Genomic DNA, 17,913 nt, shown 5'->3' with positions numbered 1-17,913 from the left:
GGCGAAATATCATGACACTCACAGGCACCGAGCGGTTTACAGTCCGGCGTCCCGCTGCCGATCACCTTGCGGTGGCAGGTTTGCCGCCGGCCGGGCACTTCATCGGCGGTTCGTTTGTTCCGGGCTCCTCCACGGACAGCATCGACGTCATGGACCCGGCGACCGAAAACGTCATTGCCTCGGTGCCGGCGGGCACTGCAGCGGACGTGGATTTGGCCGTTGACGCCGCCGTCTCCGCCCAGAAAGCCTGGGGTTCCACAACGCCCAAGGAACGCTCCGGGGTGCTGTCCCGGATTGCCAACATCATCGAAGCCAACCGCGAAACCCTTGAACAGCTCGAGTCGGCAAATACCGGCAAGCCGCGTGCCGTCGCGGAGGATGATGTTTCCAGCACCATTGACACGTTCCGTTTCATGGCCGGGGCATGCCGGACACTGACGTCACTGGCCGGCGGAGACTACGCGACCGGGCACACCTCGGTCATTCTCCGGGAGCCGGTCGGGGTGGTCGGGGTCATTACCCCCTGGAACTATCCACTGCTGATGGCGGCCTGGAAAATTGCCCCCATCCTGGCCGCGGGAAACAGTGTGGTCCTGAAGCCCTCGGAACAGACCCCGCTGTCGACGCTGAAACTGGCCGAACTCGTGGCCGGACACATCCCCGACGGAATCCTGAACGTCGTGACGGGGCAAGGCAGAACCGTTGGGCAGCGTCTGGCCGAACACCCTGACATCGCACTCGTCGCGCTGACGGGGAGTGTCGTCAGTGGACAGGCGGTGGCAGAAACTGCGGCACGGTCCGTCAAACGCGTCCATCTGGAACTCGGCGGCAAGGCTCCCGTGGTCATCTTCCCAGATGCTGACCTCGCCGCGGCCGCGGCTGGCGTGCGCAACGCGGGGTTCTGGAATGCGGGCCAGGATTGTGGCGCTGCCTGCAGGGTGCTGGTGCACGAATCCGTGGCTGAAGAATTCACCAACCTCCTGGTGGGGGAAGTCGGCAGCCTCATCGTCGGCGCGCCGGGAGCAGGGGATGACATTGAAATCGGGCCGATGATTTCGCGCACGCACTTCGAGCGCGTGCGGGACTCGCTGGCCGAGGCTAAGGCGGACGGCTTTCAGGCTGCCATTGGCGGCTCCGTCCTGGACGCCCCCGGCTACTTCATCGAACCCACCGTGTTCAGCAACGTGCCGGCCGGCGCGGCGATCGCCAGCCATGAAATCTTTGGACCGGTGGTGACCGTTGAGTCCTTCAGCACCACCGAAGAGGCAATTTTACGGGCGAACGAGACCCCGTACGGCCTGTCGGCGTCAGTCTGGACCAAGGACGCGGGCCTGTCCCTCAGCGTTCCCAAGCAGCTGGACTTCGGTACAGTCTGGGTTAACTCACATCTCGTGTTGGCGTGCGAGGTTCCGTGGGGCGGGTTCAAGGGATCCGGCTACGGCCGCGACCTCTCCCTCTACGCCCTCGACGATTTCTCCCGGACCAAACACGTCATGATCAACCACGGCGCATAAGCGTCCAGACCAGCATTGGAGCCCGACATGACAACGACGAATCTTCGCAACTCCGCGCCGTTGGCTGGTGCCGCCGTCCCTCCCGTCCCCTTTGGCACGGACGTGCCATGGACCAACTGGGGCCGGAACCAGTGCGCCACACCGGCGTTCACCGTCCGGCCCCAGACGGAACAGGAAGCGCTCGACGCCGTCCGTTTCGCCATCAAGGAAGGCCTGCCCGTTCGTGCCGTCGGTTCCGGGCATTCATCGTCCCCGCTCGTCCAGACTGGCGGCGTCCTGATGGAAATGTCCGCGATGACCGGAATCACCGGAACCGACAAGGGGGGCCGCCGCGCTCGGGCTTTGGCCGGCACCACCATCAGCGCCTTTGGCGATCCGCTGTGGGAGCAGGGGCTGGCCCTGGGCAACCAGGGCGATATCGACAAGCAGCAGATCGCGGGGGCGCTATCGACCAGCACCCACGGCTCCGGAAAGGACCTGGGCAGCTTTTCCTCGAGCCTTCGCTGGGTCAGGCTGATCAACGGCCACGGCGAAATCGTCGAAATCGGTGAAGGGCAGCTGCGCGAGCTCAGGGCCGCGCAGGTCGCCTTGGGTACACTGGGAATCTTCCTCGAGGTCGAGCTGGCGGTGGAGGACAGCTATTACCTGCAGGAACAGATCACGTATCCGAGCTGGGCCAAGACCGCGGCAACCTGGAATGCCGATATTGCCAACAACAGGCACTATTCCCTCCTCTGGTGCCCGGGCGAGGGATCGGCCGAACTTCTCGACCTGCCCGGTTCGCCGGGACAAAACATGACGAACCACAGCTACACCAAGCGGTACAACATCGTCCAAATCCAGGATGAGAGTGAAATTTCCCGCACTGAAGGATCACGGCTGGACCGGTCCTACCGCATATACCCCGGCGGATTCACCACTCCGTTCCATGAGCTGGAGTACTTTGTTCCCACCGAGCACGGTCTGGCGGCCACCGAGGCCATCCAGGAGCTGATCCGCACCAGACATCCGGACCAGAAGTACCCTGTTGAAGTGCGCTGGGTGAATGCCGACGACGGCTACATGTCCCAGTTCCAGGGGCGCGACACAACGGTCATCACACTCACCACGGAACCCGGGACGGACTACTGGCCCTTCTTCCGCGATGCGGATGCGTTGTTGCAGGACTTCGAGCCGCGCGCGCACTGGGGCAAGATCCATTTCATGACCAGGAGCCGTCTGGAGAGGCTTTACCCGGAACTCGACACCTTCATCCAGATCCGCCGGGAATTCGACCCACGAGGCGTATTCCTCAACGACCACACCCGAGCCCTTGTAGGCTAGGGCGGCAACCCGTAGTGTGCCCCGACCCCGACCCCGACCCCGGATGGGGCGGGGGCACGCTACGGGTCCTTGGACCAAGGGAGTGCCCTTCCACCCCAATCCTCCACTGTGGAGCGCAAGCCCGTTCGCTCAGGAGCGAGGCGTTGTGCCTGGTAGGCCGCGGGGCCGCGCCGCTAGTCTGCGCAGTCGTCAGCGGTAGCCGGTTTTGTCGGCGGGTTTGCCCGCGTCCGGAACTTCGGTGACGTACCTCCAGGCATCGGACCGGCTGCCGTCGAGATCAGTGAATCTGTAGATCCTCGCCGGCTGCCCGCCGGACAGCGACCCTCCGTTGCAGCGGGACAAATCGGGATCCTGCGCGAGCGCCGCCACAGCACAGCCGACGAACGCCGGACTCTCGGAAATCGTAAGTGCCAGGTGCGTGATATCGCGTTGCGCCAGTTCGATTCGGTGACGCCGAAGTTCTCAAGCATGGCCTCCGACCGCAGCCACCCCGGGGTCAGCGACACGGCCGTCGCGCCATGCGGCTGCAGCTTGTGCGCAAGGGCCAACCTTGGGTTCTTGCGGTGATTGCAGCACTTAGCGGATGGGTGTTGTCATGGCGGGGTATTCGATTTACGTAAGACCGGATCTTCTGCAGCTGTTTTGGGCCGGGATGCAGGCCGGTGATTTCATCACGGACGCTGTTGCGCCGATCAATACGAGCAGGCGGACCGGGCGCCGGGTTCTCGCGGAGGCCGGGGGTGCCAGGCCTCGCAGCGGCCGGGATTTGAAGGGCCGGTGCCTGACCTTCGCCCAACGAGAGGAGATCGCGGTGCTGCGCGCCCAGGGACAATCACTGCGGCAGATCGGGGCTGTAATCGACAGATCGGCCTCGACGGTGTCCAGGGAGCTGCGGCGCAACTCGGTGGCAGGATTGCCCTACCGGGGCACCTCGGCTCACGCGCTGGCGTAGGAGCGGGCCTCGCGGCCGAAACCGGCGAAACTGCACACGAACACGGTGCTGCGTGCGAAGGTGGAAGAGGACCTGAAAAAGAAGTACTCGCCGGAGCAGATTGCAGGACGACTCCGGGTTGAGTTTCCCGATGAGCCGGAGATGCGGGTGTCACCCGAGACCATTTACCAGTGCCTTTACGTTCAGTGCCGCGGAGCACTCAACCGCGATCTGGCCGCGTGTTTACGCACCGGACGTGCACTCAGGCGGCCCTGCAGGAAGGCCTGCCAGCGGAAGAACCGGATCCCGGGGATGATCAATGTCTCCGAGCGTCCTCCAGCGGTTCAGGACCGTGCGGTGCCGGGGCATTGGGAAGGGGATTTAATCATCGGCAAGGGGAATCAGTCCGCGATCGGGACGCTGGTCGAGCGGACCACCAATTACACGGTGCTCGTGCACCTGCCGGACGGGTACAAGGCCGAGCAGATGCGTGATGCGCTGGCCGCGAAGATCAAGACGCTCCCCAAGGGGCTGCGGCATTCCCTGACCCGGGATCAGGGCATCGAGATGCAGGACTGGAAAACCGTGAAGATCGACACCGGTATCGAGATCTACTTCTGCGACCCGCACCCGCCCTGGCAGCGCGGCATCAATGAAAACACCAATGGCCTGCTGCGCCGGTATTTCCCCAAGGGCACGGACCTGAGCATCCACAGCGCCGCAGACCTCGACCGGGTTGCCCAGGAACTCAACGACCGGCCGCGCAAAAGACCAGAGTTCAGGAAACCGATCGAACTGATCGAAAACCTCCTGTTGCAATGACCGCCTGAATCCGCCGATCGCTAATGGGGACAGGATCAGCGCAGTGATTTTTAGCGTAGGTCAGCCGTAACGTGGATGCCGGCCCTTGCCGCCGCAGGACAGACCAGCACTGTTTCGCAGGAACTCAAATTCCGGGAGGTTTGCGGTGATCAAGGACCATGAACTCGTCGACATCTTTATCGGTGTTGATGTCGGCAAGAGCAATCACCATGCGGTCGCCATCGACCGCAACGGCAAGAGACTCCTGGACCGGGCGCTGCCCCAGGACGAGGCAAAACTCCGTTCCATCATCAAGGCCGTGGCCGGGAAGGGACGTTTGGCTGCTTCAGCACGACTGACACCGTAGGCGCGGAGACGCTGGAACTGTGCTCGTTGAGCGCGGGTGTCTTTGCCCGTGAAGATCCCTGCTTGATGCGCCCATTTGTAACAGGTGATCCTGACGAAGCCGAGCTCCTTCGCGACCTTCGAGACGTTGGCCGTGAGCTTCAGTCGTCGGAAAAATTCGGCTTTCTCCTGGGCGGTGTACCTCCTGCTCTTCACGCGCGGAGTAGAGACGTTGGGACTACTGAAGGTTTGATTGACACTTTGCCTGTGAGGATTTGATCCTTGCGGGTGGAAGGATGTTCATTATGCCCAAAGCCTTTCCCGAAGAGTTCCGCCGCGATGTCGTTGCGGTTGCCCGCAAGGGCGAAGCGCCCATCACGCAGATCGCCAAGGACTTCGGTGTCTCACCGGCTGCCCTGCACCGCTGGATGAAGATCGCCGACAGAGAAGACGGGGTGAAGTCCGGCGCCGTGTCCGATGACACCGCGAAGCTGCGGGAGGCCAACAAACGCATCCGGCTCCTGGAACAGGAAGCCGAAGTCATGCGCCGTGCCGTGGCCTACTTGTCCCGGGACATCAACCCAAAAAAATGATGTACCCGCTGGTCCGCGAGCTGGCTGCCAGGGACGCCCCGATCAGGGTTCCCGTGGCAGTGTCCTGCCGGGTACTGAATTTCTCCAGACAGGCCTACTACCAGTGGGCCGCCAACCCCGTTTCGGACCGGGACTGGGAAGAAGCGCACCTGATCAACGCCGCCATCGATCACCACCGCGACGATCCTGCCTTCGGGTACCGGTTCATCGCCGATGAGATCAACGCTGGTCCCGGCCCGGTGGCCAGTGAACGGCGGATATGGCGGCTGTGCTCTCAGAACGGCATCCTCTCGGTGATCCACCGCCGGCGCCGGTCAGGACTCAAGGCCGGCCCGCCAGTCCACGATGACCTCATCGAACGGGACTTCAGCGCCACGGCGCCGAACCGGAAATGGCTGACGGACATCACCGAGCACCACACCGCGGAGGGAAAGCTGTACCTGTGCGCGATCAAGGACCTGCACTCGAACCGGATCGTCGGGTACTCCATGGACGGGCGGATGAAAGCGTCACTGGCCGTCGCCGCTCTAGACCACGCCGTGGCCCTCAGGAAACCGGCGGGCACGGTCGTACACTCCGACCGCGGGTCCCAGTTCAGATCCAGAAAGTTCGTCCTGGCACTGAACACCTACGGACTGAGCGGATCGATGGGCCGAGTAGGGGCATGCGGTGACAATGCAGCGATGGAATCGTTCTTCTCCCTGCTGCAAAAGAACGTCCTGAACCGGAAACGATGGGAAACCCGGGCCGAACTCCGGCTCGCCATCACGACCTGGATCGAACGCAGCTACCACCGCAAACGCCGTCAGCGCGCCCTCGGACGGCCGACACCCATCGAGTTTGAGACAATAAAAAACGCGGCACCAGCCGCGTAAGAAATTATCAACCCCAGCTGTCAACTAAACCTTCAGCAGTCCCATACACCTCCCGGGAAATGGGTGCCTGGTGCACCGGCAACGGCGTCCGCCAGTCGATGGGCGCCACCGGGGTGTGCTGGGATAATGCCGTCGCCGAACGGCGTTCTCGTCCCTGAAAAACGAGTTCTACCACCACCACAGCTTCGCCACCCGCCAGGACGCCCGCCGGGCGACCATGCGCTACATCGAGGTCTTCTACAACCGCTGGCGTCCCCACACCAACAACGCCGGCCTGCCGCCAGCAACAGCAATGGTGAAATTCACCACCAACAAGCAGCCGCTACCCGCGGCCGCTTGGCCAAACCGAAACTACGCGACTGTCTCACATCCTTGACACACCTCAACTACCAAGCGCTCAGCCCGCGGCCTGACCCTCGCGGGCCACCTCCTCCAGAATCCTAGCTGTCGGCGATGCCGACATCAGCTGTCCTATCACCTCCGGTTTATCCCACACCTCGCTGCGCAGCCGTTCCAGAAAGACGGTCGCAGCATCCTTGGTGTCGAAGTCAAGGAGCACGACCACGCTGTTCTGGTCGTCTGTATCCCGGAACACCCGGATAGACCGGGCGCCCGAGGCAGCGCGGCCTGCGGGATCGCTGTCGAAGACTTTCTTCCATGCCCCGTAGTCCCGGACCGGATAGCCTATCTGCAGAGTGAACATCTTCGTTCCTTTCTCTCGTGCTGTGTCAGGACCACGATAGGCCGTCCAGCGTCATCCGGGTAGAGCTCGAGGCTGACGGTGATCCGGTGCTGCGTCGGGAGGCCCGGCCCGGCCCGGCCGCCGCGGGCGCCTTGGACGATGATTATTGGTCTGTTCCTCTGCGGGTGGTGTAGTTGACCTGCTGGTTACCTACGTGCCGCGTGCACGGGGATTGTTCCGGGCCGTAGCAGTCGAATCCGCCCGATTCCAGACCCGGAGCTGCCGCGTTCGTGGCCGTGGCGTTGTGCTCTCCGCCGAAGGACAGATTCGATTCTGAGGTGCGTAGTTCAAGATATCGAGTAGAGTGAAAGACTCGATTTTACTTGAGGCTACAAGCAAATTACCTTGCATAAGGTCTATTATCGGTAGTTGCGTATCGTTTTCGAGGAAGTTCCGGTAGCCTCCGCAGCCTGGTTGTCGGCCTCCACGCAGCAGCGGACGCCGACCAACGTTGAGTTTGCGCCAGGCACAAAAGGCCCGGGCCTGTGCGTTCGACTGTCCTCCTGACGCCAAACACCGCAGAGGACTCCCTGAATCGGTCTTCGGGCAAAAGTCGCTGCTCGGAATGCGTCGCGGCCAACCTGCAGAGCCTGGAAGCCAGGTTTCCAAGCAGGACGTCATGGACAGCCATACCTCAAAGGCGCAAGCTGACGCGGCCGGTCCTGACCCCCGCTGTGCAAGGCCAGCTGGCCCTTGTGGCCTGTGGATGAAGATGGTCGGTCCAGCAGCGGCGCTATGCCCGGATCGATCACCACCGCACAATCGCGGCGGCAAGTGTGAGGACTAAGTATTCCGTCAACAAGACGGCGAAAACCACACCAGGTGAATATTCGTTCTTGAGGGGTCCATGTGTGGTGCGGGTTAGCGCCGGGGTCCGGGCCCACGGTTTGCGCTGGTCAGCGCCAGTGTTGGTGTGGTTGAGCGCCACCTGAAAAGCTCCTTCCACTGCGTGAGGGCCACGTGGTGGAAGGAGTACCGGTAATGGTACGGAAGATCAAGGCGAAGCTCGTCTTGCAGTTGCGTAACCAGGGCCTGTCCGGCAGAGCGATCTCGCTCGCTCAGGGCATGTCCAGGCACAGCGTTCAGGCGGTGATCGATGCCGCGAATCAGCTCGGGCTCGGTTGGGACGATGTTGCGGAGAAGCCTGAGGGCGAGGTGTATCTGGAACTGTTTCCCGGCCGCGGGGTGCGGGAGAGCGTGTTCGCGCAGCCGGACTGGGTTCAGGTGCACCGTGAGCTGGCCGGGGTTGGGGTGACGTTGAAGCTGCTGCACCAGGAGTATCTCGACGGGTGCAGTCGGGCCGGGCAAGCGGCGATGAGTTATGACCGGTTCTGCAGGCTTTACGGCGATTACGCCAACGTCACTGGCGCGTCGTCTCGGGTCGGCCATAAGGCCGGCCGCAGCGTCGAGGTCGACTGGTCCGGGCCGACGATGCAGCTCGTTGACCCGGCAACGGGAGAGGTCTCGAAGGTGTATTTGTTCGTCGCGTGCCTGCCGTTCAGCAGATATGCGTTCGTGGAGGCGACGTTGGATATGCGGCAGGAGTCGTGGCTGCGCGCGCATGCGGCGATGTTCGCATGCTTTGGCGGCACGGTCCCGCGGATCGTCCCCGACAACCTCAAGACCGGGGTGATCTCTCACCCGCGCGAGGGCGAAGTCGTCCTCAACGACGCCTATCGCGAGATGGCGGCGCATTATTCGGCGGCGGTACTACCGGGCCGGGTGCGGCACCCGAAAGACAAAGCCAGCGTCGAAAACACTGTCTCCCACGTCGCCACCTGGGTGATTGCGGGTCTGAGGCAGGAGCAGTTCACCAGCCTGGTGCAGCTGCGGGCCCGGATTCGGGAGCAGATCGATGCCTACAACCGACAGCCGTTCCAGAAGCGGGAGGGCTCCCGGCTGAGCGTGTTCACGGCCGAGGAGAAGCCGCTGCTGCAACCGTTGCCGGCGGTGACTTTCGAGATCAGCACCTGGACATATGGGCGCAAAGTAGGCCGGAACGGACACGTGGTCTGGGCAAAAAACTTCTACTCCGTCCCGTTCACCCACATCGGCGCGCATGTTGATCTTCGCCTCACGGACACCATGCTCGAGATCTATCGGGGTGATGAGCGCCTGACCAGCCACCTGCTGCTGCCCGTGACGACGACGAACCAGTATCGGACGAACGAAGCCGACCTTCCCGAGGGGCACAGCTGGCAAGCCTGGGACCGGGCCCGGATCGACGCCTGGGCGTTACGGATGGGGCCGGCGACCGGGACCGTGATCGAGAAGATCTTCGAGTCTGTCCGCATTGAGGAAGCCGGCTACGACCCAGCCCTGGCGGTCCTGCGCCTGTCTCGTAGGTTCTCACCAGCCCGGGTGGAAGCCGCATGCCAGCTCGCGCTGCGCGGTCCGATACGATCGCCCCGTTACGCCCATCTGCGGCCGATCCTGGACACCGGGCAGGACAAAACCGGGCACGTCGAGGAGCCTGATGACGAAGATGGCGGATACGTGCGCGGCAGCTCCTACTACGCAGGAGGGACCCGATGAGCCGCCTGGACACGGAAACCAAACGCAAGCTGCGGGAGATGAACGCGGGCGAGCTGCTGGAGGCCATAGATACTCAAGGCGAGACGCTGAGCATCAGCCTGCCGTTCGAAGATCGCCTCCGGCTGGTCGTCGATGACGCCTACGCGTCGTTCACCCATGCCAAAGTCACCGGCCTGATCCGGCGGGCGGGGCTGCGCTACCCGAACGCTGACCTGCGCCGCATCGACCTCCTCGACGAGCGAGGTCTTGACCGGCCGCTGCTGAGCCAGCTCGGCACCTGCTCGTTCGTGGCCCGGCAGCAGAACGTTGTCTTCCAAGGGTTCACCGGGTCGGGGAAGTCCTACCTGGGATGCGCGATCGCTAAACGCGCATGCGAACACCGCATCCGCGCGCATTACGTCCGCATGCCCGACCTCGAGGAAGCCTGGGTCGCCGCCCAAGACACCCTTGGCGGATCCGGCAAGTTCCTGCGCAAGTATGCGGCATTCACCCTGCTGGTCATTGATGAGTGGCTGCTGGATCGGCCCACGGAATCGATGCGCACCATGCTGCTGGAACTGATGGAACGCCGCTACGGGGAGACGTCCACGGTGTTCTGCACCCAGTACTCGCAGAAGGACTGGCACCAGCGGCTCGGCTCCGGCGTTCACGCCGACGCAATCATGGACCGGATCATCCACAACACGATCTGGGTCGAGACAGGCAATTACAACATGCGCGAACACACAGCACTCGCAACCGCCTAGCAACTGTCACGGAGGGCGTCAGCGGCGCCAAGGCAACGCGACCGCTGGCGCTCTCTCGCACGAACCCCGGCGCTGAACCGCACGAACAGGTGGCGCTCAAAGCTTCAAATACTCAACCAGGAGCGTTAGCGGATCAGTACTCGCCCTTGATCACGAAGTAGGAGCCGCGGATAACGCCTGCCAGTTTTGATTTCTGGCGGGCGAACTTGAAACGTGATGCCAGTTCCTCTGGAATCTCCATGCCTTCGGCCAGTTTGAATCCGACCGCTCGCTTTCCGCCGTCCTCGATGCTGTACATGACGTTGATCGACAGCCCCGACTCGTAGAACACGTAATCCATCCGCAAACCGTCGACTTCGAAGGCGGTTGCTTCGAGCGGGCGGGAGCCGATGACGATGTCGCGCTCGTCCCTGAGGATGCGGCTCACCCGGTCGACCACCTCCGGAACCTCGCTTGCAGGGCTAACGGTGAAGACATGGTCGTACTTGTTGCGGTAGTAGCGGCCCTCGTTGGCGCGTAACCCAGCTAATGGCTCGGCGACCGGAGACGATTCCAGGCCGACAGTAGAAACGTTCTCGAAGTCAACAACGTACGGCATGGGCGCTCCTGATTTGATGTGTTGGACCAACGATAACGTGACGATGTGCTGTGCACCCAGGGGGGAACTGTTCGCCATCCACGAAGGAGCAACCTCATGAAACCCCTGAACACACCCCTCGCCCTCGCCCTTGGACTTGGACTTTTCGCAGGGACGGGATCCGCAGTTGCCGCACCACCAACACCAATCGACGAGCCACCCCAGCGGCTCGACTGCCCCGGCTTCCAAGTCGATGCGGTGTTCACGGGTAAGTCAAGGTGGTTGACGCGTTCCATCACTTCTCTGATTCGAAGCCCATAAAAATCTTCACCGACATAGGAGCAGCTGCCACCGTGGGTGGGACTGTGGAATTAACGGTGTATCCGGCTCGACACGCCAGGCAGTGAGCCTGGCAGGAATGAGCTGGTTATGACGGTGACACTGGATGCCGTGAAGGCTGCGGAAACCACTGCGAAAATGAACGAGAATTCCGAGGCTGAGGCTGCCCGTGAGCTGGTGAGGATGGCTCGGGAGCAGGGGCTGTCCCTGACGGGTGCTGGCGGGCTGCTCAGGCAGTTGACGAAGACGGTCATCGAGACCGCGTTGGAGGAGGAGCTCACTGAGCACCTCGGCTACGAGAAGCACGACACCGCCGCGAAACAGACCGGCAATGCCCGCAACGGGAGCCGGTCCAAGACCGTGCTGACGGAGACCACGGGGCCGGTGGAGATTGATGTTCCGCGGGACCGCGAAGGCACTTTCGCGCCGGTCATTGTCCGGAAGCGCCAGCGCCGCCTGAACGGGGTGGACGAGATGGTCCTCTCGCTCTATGCCAAGGGCCTGACGACCGGGGAGATCAGCGCGCACTTCGCCGAGATCTACGGGGCCTCCGTTTCCAAGGAGACCATTTCCCGGATCACGGACAAGGTGCTCGAGGAGATGAATGAGTGGCAGAACCGGCCGCTGGACGAGGGGCGGTTTCTAGTGAACGTTGCGAATTAGGTGTGTTTGTATCCGGTGTCCTAATCGTTGCATGGCTCCCTGTGGTGAGCGGTCGTTGAGGCAGGATCGCGGCCTGTCGTTGAGTTCATCGCAGACGTCATCGAGCTGGTTCTGGCTCCACACGTTCAGGTCCGTGCCCTTAGGAAAGTACTGCCGGAGCAGGCCATTGGTATTTTCGTTGGTTCCGCGTTGCCACGGTGAGTGCGGGTCGGCAAAGAAGATCCGCAACCCGGTGGCTTTCTCTATCCGGGGATGCTGGAACATCTCATTGCCTTGGTCCCAAGTCAGCGTGCGGCGTAGGGGCAGAGGTAGGCGCGAGTATGCCGAGATGAGCGCGTTGGCCACCGTGGTGGCGGAATGGTCATCAGGTAGCCGTAGGAGCAGGGTGAAGCGCGTCTTGCGTTCCACGAGGGTGACGATCGCAGATCGCTGCGAAGATCCGATGATGAGGTCGCCTTCCCAATGGCCTGACTGGCGCCGGCTCTCCACGTGGGCCGGCCTGGTATGGATCGAGCGCATTGACGTGGACTGTTTCATGGCGCCCTCCTTGGATCTGCCCCGCCCACGGCGGTGCCGATAGGCCCTGCCAGTGCGAAGGTCCCGTGCCGCGTTGGCGCCGAAGATCAGGCCCCGATATACGCCCTCGTAGAGCGTCTCGACACACACATGCCAGTCGATCTTGAGCGGGTAGCAGCGGCGCAGCCAGCGGCTGATTTGTCCCGGCGACCAACGAGCGGTGAGCTTCTCCGCCACCACCTGGCGAAGGGCAGTGTCGTGTTCGAACACCCGTAGCTTCGGGCGGCGACGTTTCAGATGCGCCTGATTGTGGGCAAACCACGGTTGGTACGTTCCGTGGGGTTTGCCATTGCGTCCGATCTCCCGATAGACACTCTGGAAGCTCTTGCCAATCCTCAGGGCAATCGATCTCACCGGTTCACCAGAGGTGAGTCCGTCGGCCATCTCAATGCGGTCGTCCTGAGAGAAATAGCGGGAACTGATCGGAACCTGCTCGTTGACCGTCACGCTTCCAGCCTCGATGAACCACTTTGATCCGCAGCTTAGCGACACGCCAACCTCGCGCGCGGCTTCAGAGCCCGAGAACCCCTGACGGATCAGTTCGAAGTAGCGGCGTTTCACCTCCTGCGGCATCTTGTTCGACGCGTATCTGGGCATGCGAGTCCCTTTCTCTGGGATTCGCAACGTTCACTAGAAACTGCCAGGTCTACGCGGCGATCTTCATTGATGCGATCGTGGTCAAAATCCGCGACGGGCATGTCGCCAACAGGCCCATCTATGCCGCCATCGGCGTCACCCTGGACGGAGAGAAAGACATCCTGGGCCTGTGGGCCGGCACCGGCGGTGAAGGCGCGAAGTTCTGGATGAGCGTACTCACCGATATCAAGAACCGCGGCGTGAAGGACAGCTTCTTCCTGGTCTGTGACGGACTCAAGGGCCTGCCGGAGGTTGTGTCCAATGTCTGGCCGCTGACCACGGTGCAGACGTGCATCATCCACCTGATCCGCAACACCTTCCGCCTCGCGTCGAAGAAGGACTGGGACGCCCTCAAGCGCGATGTGAAGCCTTTTTACACGGCTCCGAATGCCGCGGCCGCCCGGCGGCGTTTGAGGAGCTCACGGAGCGCTGGGGCAAGAAGTACGGGGCGATAACCAGGCTCTGGTCCAATGCGTGGGAGGAGTTCATCCCCTTCCTGGACTACGACGTGGAAATCCGCACCGTGATCTGCTCCACCAACGCCATCGAATCGCTCAATGCCCGGTACCGGCGCGCGGTGAAGGCACGGGGTCATTTCCCCACCGAGCAGGCCGCGCTAAAGTGCCTGTATCTGGTCACCCGGTCCCTCGATCCGACCGGTGCCGGCAGGACCCGATGGGCCGTGCGTTGGAAGCCCGCTCTCAACGCCTTCGCCATCACTTTCAGCGACCGATTCCCGGCAGCTGAAAACTACTAAAGGAAAATGCCGGATACACCGTTAATGAGATAGTCCCCCTCCTGCATTTGTGTGCCTTGTACTGACGTCAGATGCGATGCGTCTGATAGGCGTAGACTATCTGGGCTTCAGTGCAGCACGCTTCGTTCCTCTCGGGCCGGCGTCTTGACCGTGCCCCGAAGCCCAAGTGGCCCTACCGGTAAAGGAGCTGGAGTGGATACGCGAAAACTGAAATATTTTCTGGCAGTCGTTGACCACGACGGATTCAACCGCGCGGCGGAGCATCTGCTCATCGCCCAGCCGTCGCTCTCCCAGACCATCGCCGGGCTGGAGAAGGACCTGGGCGTCCCGCTGTTTCACCGGATCGGCCGGCGGGCGGTCCTCAGCGAAGCAGGCAAAGAATTGGTGGGGCCGGCCCGGCTGGTAATGCGGGACCTGGACGCCGCCCAGTCCGCCGTGCAGGCACTGCGGGGCGTGCGCAGCGGCCGCCTGGACATCATCACCATGCCCTCGCCCGGGATCGAGCCGCTGACGTCCATGATCGCGGGCTTCACCCGGTCCCACACGTCCGTCCTGCTGAACGTCAGCGCCGCGTTCACCCCGGAGGAAGTCATCGAATCGGTCCGCAGCGGCAGCACCGAGATTGGACTTGCCGGCTCCCCCACGCCCATCAGGGTGCCGGGCGTCGATGTCCTGGAACTGGAGCGCCAGCCGCTGATCCTGATCGTCAACCCCCAGGCCGACACCTTCAAGCCCGGGCCGGCCATCCAGCGGGAGGATCTGGGCGGGCACCGGCTGATCGCCAGCCAGCGCGGTTCCCTGATGCGATGGCTGGTCGAGGATGCGCTGGCTCACGGCGTGAACACGGAGATCGTCGTTGAGGTAGCGCACCGGACCTCGATCTTGCCGCTGGTGCTCGCCGGGGTCGGGCACGCGGTGATGCCCTCGTCGTGGGCGCCGTTGGCGCACCGGTCGGGGTTGCGGACACTGCTGATCGAGCCCGTGTCCTACCTGGAGGTGGCGATCCTAAGCCGGAAGGAAGACCTGACCCCGGCGGCCCGGGCCTTCCTGAAGGTCGCGGACCTGCACGTGGCAGCCGCCGAATCGAAGGCCGGCCCGAACCAATCGATAGGCTGAACCTATTTGCCGTATCGAATCTTGGTCTTGGACGCCGGGTGATGCCGGACCGTCTACTTGAAGTGGAAGGGCAGTCTGACACTGCTAACACACTCAACGAGGAGGTAGGCACATGAGCGCCACCCAGAAATTCAGCATCGCATCGATCCCCGCAGACGGCGTCGGCAAGGAAGTCGTCTCCGCCGGGCGCCGGGTCCTGGACGCCCTGGCAAAGAACTCCGGCGGCAAGTTCGGCTTCGACTGGACCGAGTTCCCCTGGGGCTGCGGCTACTACGAAGAGACCGGCAAGATGATGGCCGATGACGGCCTTGAAACCCTCAAGGACTTCGACGCCATCTACTTCGGCGCCGTGGGCTGGGAGAACGTCCCGGACCACATCAGCCTCTGGGGCCTGCGCCTGAACATCACGCAGAACTTCGACCAGTGGGCCAACATCCGCCCGGTCAAGTTCCTCCCGGGCGTCCAGTCCCCGCTGCGCAAGGCCGATGACACCGAGCTTGACTGGGTTGTTGTCCGCGAAAACAGCGAAGGCGAATACGCCGGCCTCGGCGGCCGCAACCTCAGCGGCCGCGGCCCCGGCAACGAGGTTGCCCTGCAGACCGCACTGTTCACCGAGAAAGGCTGCGAGCGGATCTTGCGCTTCGCCTTCGACCTGGCCCGCACCCGCACCGTGAAGAAGGTTTCCTCGGTGACAAAGTCCAACGCCCAGCAGTACGGCATGGTCCTCTGGGACGAAGTCTTCAACCGCGTCGCCCTGGACTACCCGGACGTGGCCACCGAAAGTGTCCTGGTGGATGCTATGAGCGCCAAGTTCATCCTCAAGCCGGAGGACCTGTCCGTGGTGGTGGCTTCCAACCTGAACGCCGACATCCTCTCGGACCTGGGCTCGGCGTTGGCCGGCAGCCTGGGTTTGGCCGCCTCCGCCAACCTGAACCCGGAACGCCGCTTCCCGTCCATGTTTGAACCGGTCCACGGCTCAGCCCCGGACATTGCCGGCAAGGGCATCAGCAACCCGATCGGTGCGATCGCCAGCGCCGCCCTGATGCTGGACCACTTCGGCCTGCACGAGGAAGCCCGCCAGGTCGAGGCCGCCATCGAACAGACCACCGGCGCCGGGCACCTCACCCGCGACGTCGGCGGCGACGCCAACACCGAAGACGTCACCGAGGCCATCATCAAGGCCCTCACCCACACCCTGGCCGCCGTCTAGCCAGATCGCGCGACCAACCGGGACTATCCCGGCGGTCAGTAGAAAGCCCGGAATGGGCGGCGGTGCAGCATACTGCCGCCGCCGCCCACTCCGTCACCTTCATTCTTCAAGCACCATTCCAGCGACATTCCACAACGAGGTAGGAATCATGGACCACATCACCACCGCCGGCGGGGCCGCGGCAGTAAAGAACCCGGCCCGCAAGACACGCTGGTACAAGCAGTTGTACTTCTGGGTATTGACCGCCATTCTCATTGGCATCCTAGTCGGCTGGCTTGCACCGGCCGCAGGCATCGCGATGGAACCCATCGGCACGACGTTCGTGAACTCGATGAAGATGCTCATCGGCCCGATCGTGTTCCTGACCATCGTGGGCGGCATCGCCAGCGTCGCGGACCTCAAGAAAGTGGGTATGACGGGCCTAAAGGCTCTGACCTACTTCCAGGTCGGCACGATCTTCGCCATGATCTTCGGCCTGGTCGCCATCAACATCTTCCGCCTGGGCGACGGCGTCAACGCCGACGCAGGATCGATCAAGACGTCCGAGTCCGCCGCGAAGCTCATCGACGCCGGCCAGCATCAGGAATGGTGGCAGTTCCTCACCCACATCATCCCCAACAGCATCATCGGCCCGTTCGTTGAAGGCGACATCCTCCAGATCATCTTCATCGCTGTGGTCTTCGGCATCGCCCTGAATGCCATGGGCAAGGTCGGCGCCCCGGTGCTGGACGGCGTGCAGCGCCTCACCGGGGTCATGTTCAAGATCCTGGGCTTCATCATGAAAGCAGCCCCCATCGGCGCCTTCGGTGCGATGGCCTTCGCCGTTGGCAAGTACGGCGTTTCCTCGCTCACCAGCATGGGCGGGCTGATCGCCCTCTTCTACGTCACTTCCATCCTGTTCGTCGTCGTGGTCCTCGGATCCGTGATGGCGTTCCTGAAGCTGAACATCTTCACGATGATCCGCCACCTTAAAGAGGAATACATGCTCATCCTGGGCACCTCCACTGCCGAACCGGCCCTTCCGGGCCTGATGCGCAAGCTCGAGCACGCCGGGGTGAAGAAGGAAACCGTGGGCCTCGTCGTCCCCACCGGCTACAGCTTCAACCTCGACGGCGCCGCGATCTACCTTTCCCTGGCGGCGCTCTACATCGCCCAGGCCACCAACACGGACCTGAGCATCGGCCAGCAGCTGGGCCTGCTCGCGGTCATGCTGCTGACCTCCAAGGGTGCAGCAGGCGTCGCCGGCGGCGGCTTCATCGCCCTGACCGCAACACTGACCACGATCGGCACGATTCCGGCCGCCGGCATCATGCTCATCTTCGGCATCGACAAGTTCATGTCCGAATGCCGGGCCCTGGTGAACTTCACCGGCAACGCCGTCGCCACCCTGTTCATCGCGTGGTGGGACCGGACTCTCGACGCGGACCGAGCCCGCCGGGTCTTCGCCGGAGAAATCGTCGAACCGATGCCCGCCCAGGATCCCATCCACCTCGACGACGTCACCGACATCGAGGAAGACCTCACCGAACACGGCCACCACGCACCCAAGGAAGACAGCCCAAAGCACGCGACACCCGCCGATGACGCCACCTCGACCAGGGACCGCGGCCGCGCCTACTCGGAAACCGTCTGAC

The 17,913-nt window shown here is 62.9% G+C and carries 13 protein-coding genes and 5 pseudogenes; 13 read left to right on the top strand and 5 right to left on the bottom strand.

The window, feature by feature from the left end; genetic code table 11:
• Positions 1–11: 11 nt before the first annotated feature.
• Positions 12–1,514 carry an aldehyde dehydrogenase family protein gene (locus ACQCST_RS10160; protein WP_426995678.1) on the top strand — a complete coding sequence of 501 codons (1,503 nt, stop codon included), beginning with the start codon at positions 12–14 and terminating at the stop codon, positions 1,512–1,514.
• Positions 1,515–1,541: 27 nt separating this feature from the next.
• Positions 1,542–2,837 (top strand): D-arabinono-1,4-lactone oxidase, encoded by a 1,296-nt coding sequence (locus ACQCST_RS10155; RefSeq protein ID WP_426995677.1) that lies wholly within the window; start codon positions 1,542–1,544, stop codon positions 2,835–2,837.
• Between the two features lie 189 nt (positions 2,838–3,026).
• On the opposite strand, the gene ACQCST_RS10150 is transcribed toward ACQCST_RS10155, so the two are convergent.
• A complete protein-coding gene (locus ACQCST_RS10150) occupies positions 3,027–3,179 on the bottom strand; it encodes a hypothetical protein (protein ID WP_426995676.1) in 153 nt (50 codons plus the stop codon).
• A 241-nt stretch (positions 3,180–3,420) separates the two neighbouring features.
• On the opposite strand from ACQCST_RS10150, the pseudogene ACQCST_RS10145 reads away from it, so the two are divergent.
• The 4 genes and pseudogenes from ACQCST_RS10145 to ACQCST_RS10130 all read left to right on the top strand — a co-directional run.
• Positions 3,421–4,590: pseudogene (locus ACQCST_RS10145) on the top strand (IS30 family transposase).
• 145 nt (positions 4,591–4,735) lie between these two features.
• Positions 4,736–4,909, top strand: a pseudogene (locus ACQCST_RS10140) (IS110 family transposase); the annotation flags it as partial.
• Between the two features lie 310 nt (positions 4,910–5,219).
• Positions 5,220–6,382 (top strand): IS3 family transposase gene (locus ACQCST_RS10135; RefSeq protein WP_426995675.1). Its coding sequence is split into 2 segments (ribosomal slippage): positions 5,220–5,498 and positions 5,501–6,382, totalling 1,161 coding nucleotides; the frame shifts between segments, so codons are not numbered across the junction.
• A 44-nt stretch (positions 6,383–6,426) separates the two neighbouring features.
• Positions 6,427–6,758 (top strand): annotated as a pseudogene (locus ACQCST_RS10130) (integrase core domain-containing protein); the annotation flags it as partial.
• 21 nt (positions 6,759–6,779) lie between these two features.
• Here ACQCST_RS10130 and ACQCST_RS10125 read toward each other — a convergent pair.
• A complete protein-coding gene (locus ACQCST_RS10125) occupies positions 6,780–7,085 on the bottom strand; it encodes a hypothetical protein (RefSeq protein WP_426995674.1) in 306 nt (101 codons plus the stop codon).
• 787 nt (positions 7,086–7,872) lie between these two features.
• The gene (locus ACQCST_RS10120) at positions 7,873–8,052 is read right to left on the bottom strand and encodes a hypothetical protein (RefSeq protein ID WP_426995673.1); all 180 of its coding nucleotides are present in this window, start codon (positions 8,050–8,052) and stop codon (positions 7,873–7,875) included.
• A gap of 53 nt (positions 8,053–8,105) precedes the next feature.
• Here ACQCST_RS10120 and istA point away from each other — a divergent pair, with 53 nt between their 5' ends.
• Positions 8,106–9,659, top strand: a complete 1,554-nt coding sequence (gene istA / locus ACQCST_RS10115) for an IS21 family transposase (RefSeq protein ID WP_426995672.1) — start codon at positions 8,106–8,108, stop codon at positions 9,657–9,659.
• Positions 9,656–10,405: an ATP-binding protein gene (locus ACQCST_RS10110; protein ID WP_426995671.1), complete on the top strand. Its 750-nt coding sequence runs from the start codon at positions 9,656–9,658 to the stop codon at positions 10,403–10,405. The genes istA and ACQCST_RS10110 overlap by 4 nt, the downstream gene beginning before the upstream one ends.
• A 133-nt stretch (positions 10,406–10,538) precedes the next feature.
• Here the strand turns inward: ACQCST_RS10110 and ACQCST_RS10105 are convergent, their stop codons facing one another.
• Positions 10,539–11,003 carry a phage tail protein gene (locus ACQCST_RS10105; RefSeq protein WP_426995670.1) on the bottom strand — a complete coding sequence of 155 codons (465 nt, stop codon included), beginning with the start codon at positions 11,001–11,003 and terminating at the stop codon, positions 10,539–10,541.
• Between the two features lie 408 nt (positions 11,004–11,411).
• Here ACQCST_RS10105 and ACQCST_RS10100 point away from each other — a divergent pair.
• Positions 11,412–11,954 (top strand): annotated as a pseudogene (locus tag ACQCST_RS10100) (transposase); the annotation flags it as partial.
• A gap of 9 nt (positions 11,955–11,963) precedes the next feature.
• Here ACQCST_RS10100 and ACQCST_RS10095 read toward each other — a convergent pair.
• Positions 11,964–13,157 carry an IS30 family transposase gene (locus ACQCST_RS10095; protein WP_426995669.1) on the bottom strand — a complete coding sequence of 398 codons (1,194 nt, stop codon included), beginning with the start codon at positions 13,155–13,157 and terminating at the stop codon, positions 11,964–11,966.
• A gap of 44 nt (positions 13,158–13,201) precedes the next feature.
• Here ACQCST_RS10095 and ACQCST_RS10090 point away from each other — a divergent pair.
• The 4 genes and pseudogenes from ACQCST_RS10090 to dctA all read left to right on the top strand — a co-directional run.
• A pseudogene (locus ACQCST_RS10090) lies at positions 13,202–13,953 on the top strand (IS256 family transposase); the annotation flags it as partial.
• A gap of 192 nt (positions 13,954–14,145) precedes the next feature.
• Positions 14,146–15,069: a LysR family transcriptional regulator gene (locus tag ACQCST_RS10085; RefSeq protein ID WP_426995668.1), complete on the top strand. Its 924-nt coding sequence runs from the start codon at positions 14,146–14,148 to the stop codon at positions 15,067–15,069.
• 112 nt (positions 15,070–15,181) lie between these two features.
• Positions 15,182–16,279 (top strand): tartrate dehydrogenase, encoded by a 1,098-nt coding sequence (locus tag ACQCST_RS10080; protein ID WP_426995667.1) that lies wholly within the window; start codon positions 15,182–15,184, stop codon positions 16,277–16,279.
• A gap of 148 nt (positions 16,280–16,427) precedes the next feature.
• On the top strand, positions 16,428–17,912 hold the full coding sequence (gene dctA, locus ACQCST_RS10075) for a C4-dicarboxylate transporter DctA (RefSeq protein WP_426995666.1): 1,485 nt from the start codon (positions 16,428–16,430) through the stop codon (positions 17,910–17,912).
• Position 17,913 lies beyond the last annotated feature (1 nt).

Source organism: Pseudarthrobacter sp. N5, from assembly GCF_050157035.1.
Taxonomy (GTDB): domain Bacteria; phylum Actinomycetota; class Actinomycetes; order Actinomycetales; family Micrococcaceae; genus Arthrobacter.
Note: the sequence above shows the minus strand (reverse complement) of the source record. Positions and strands in the feature narration are given on the sequence as shown.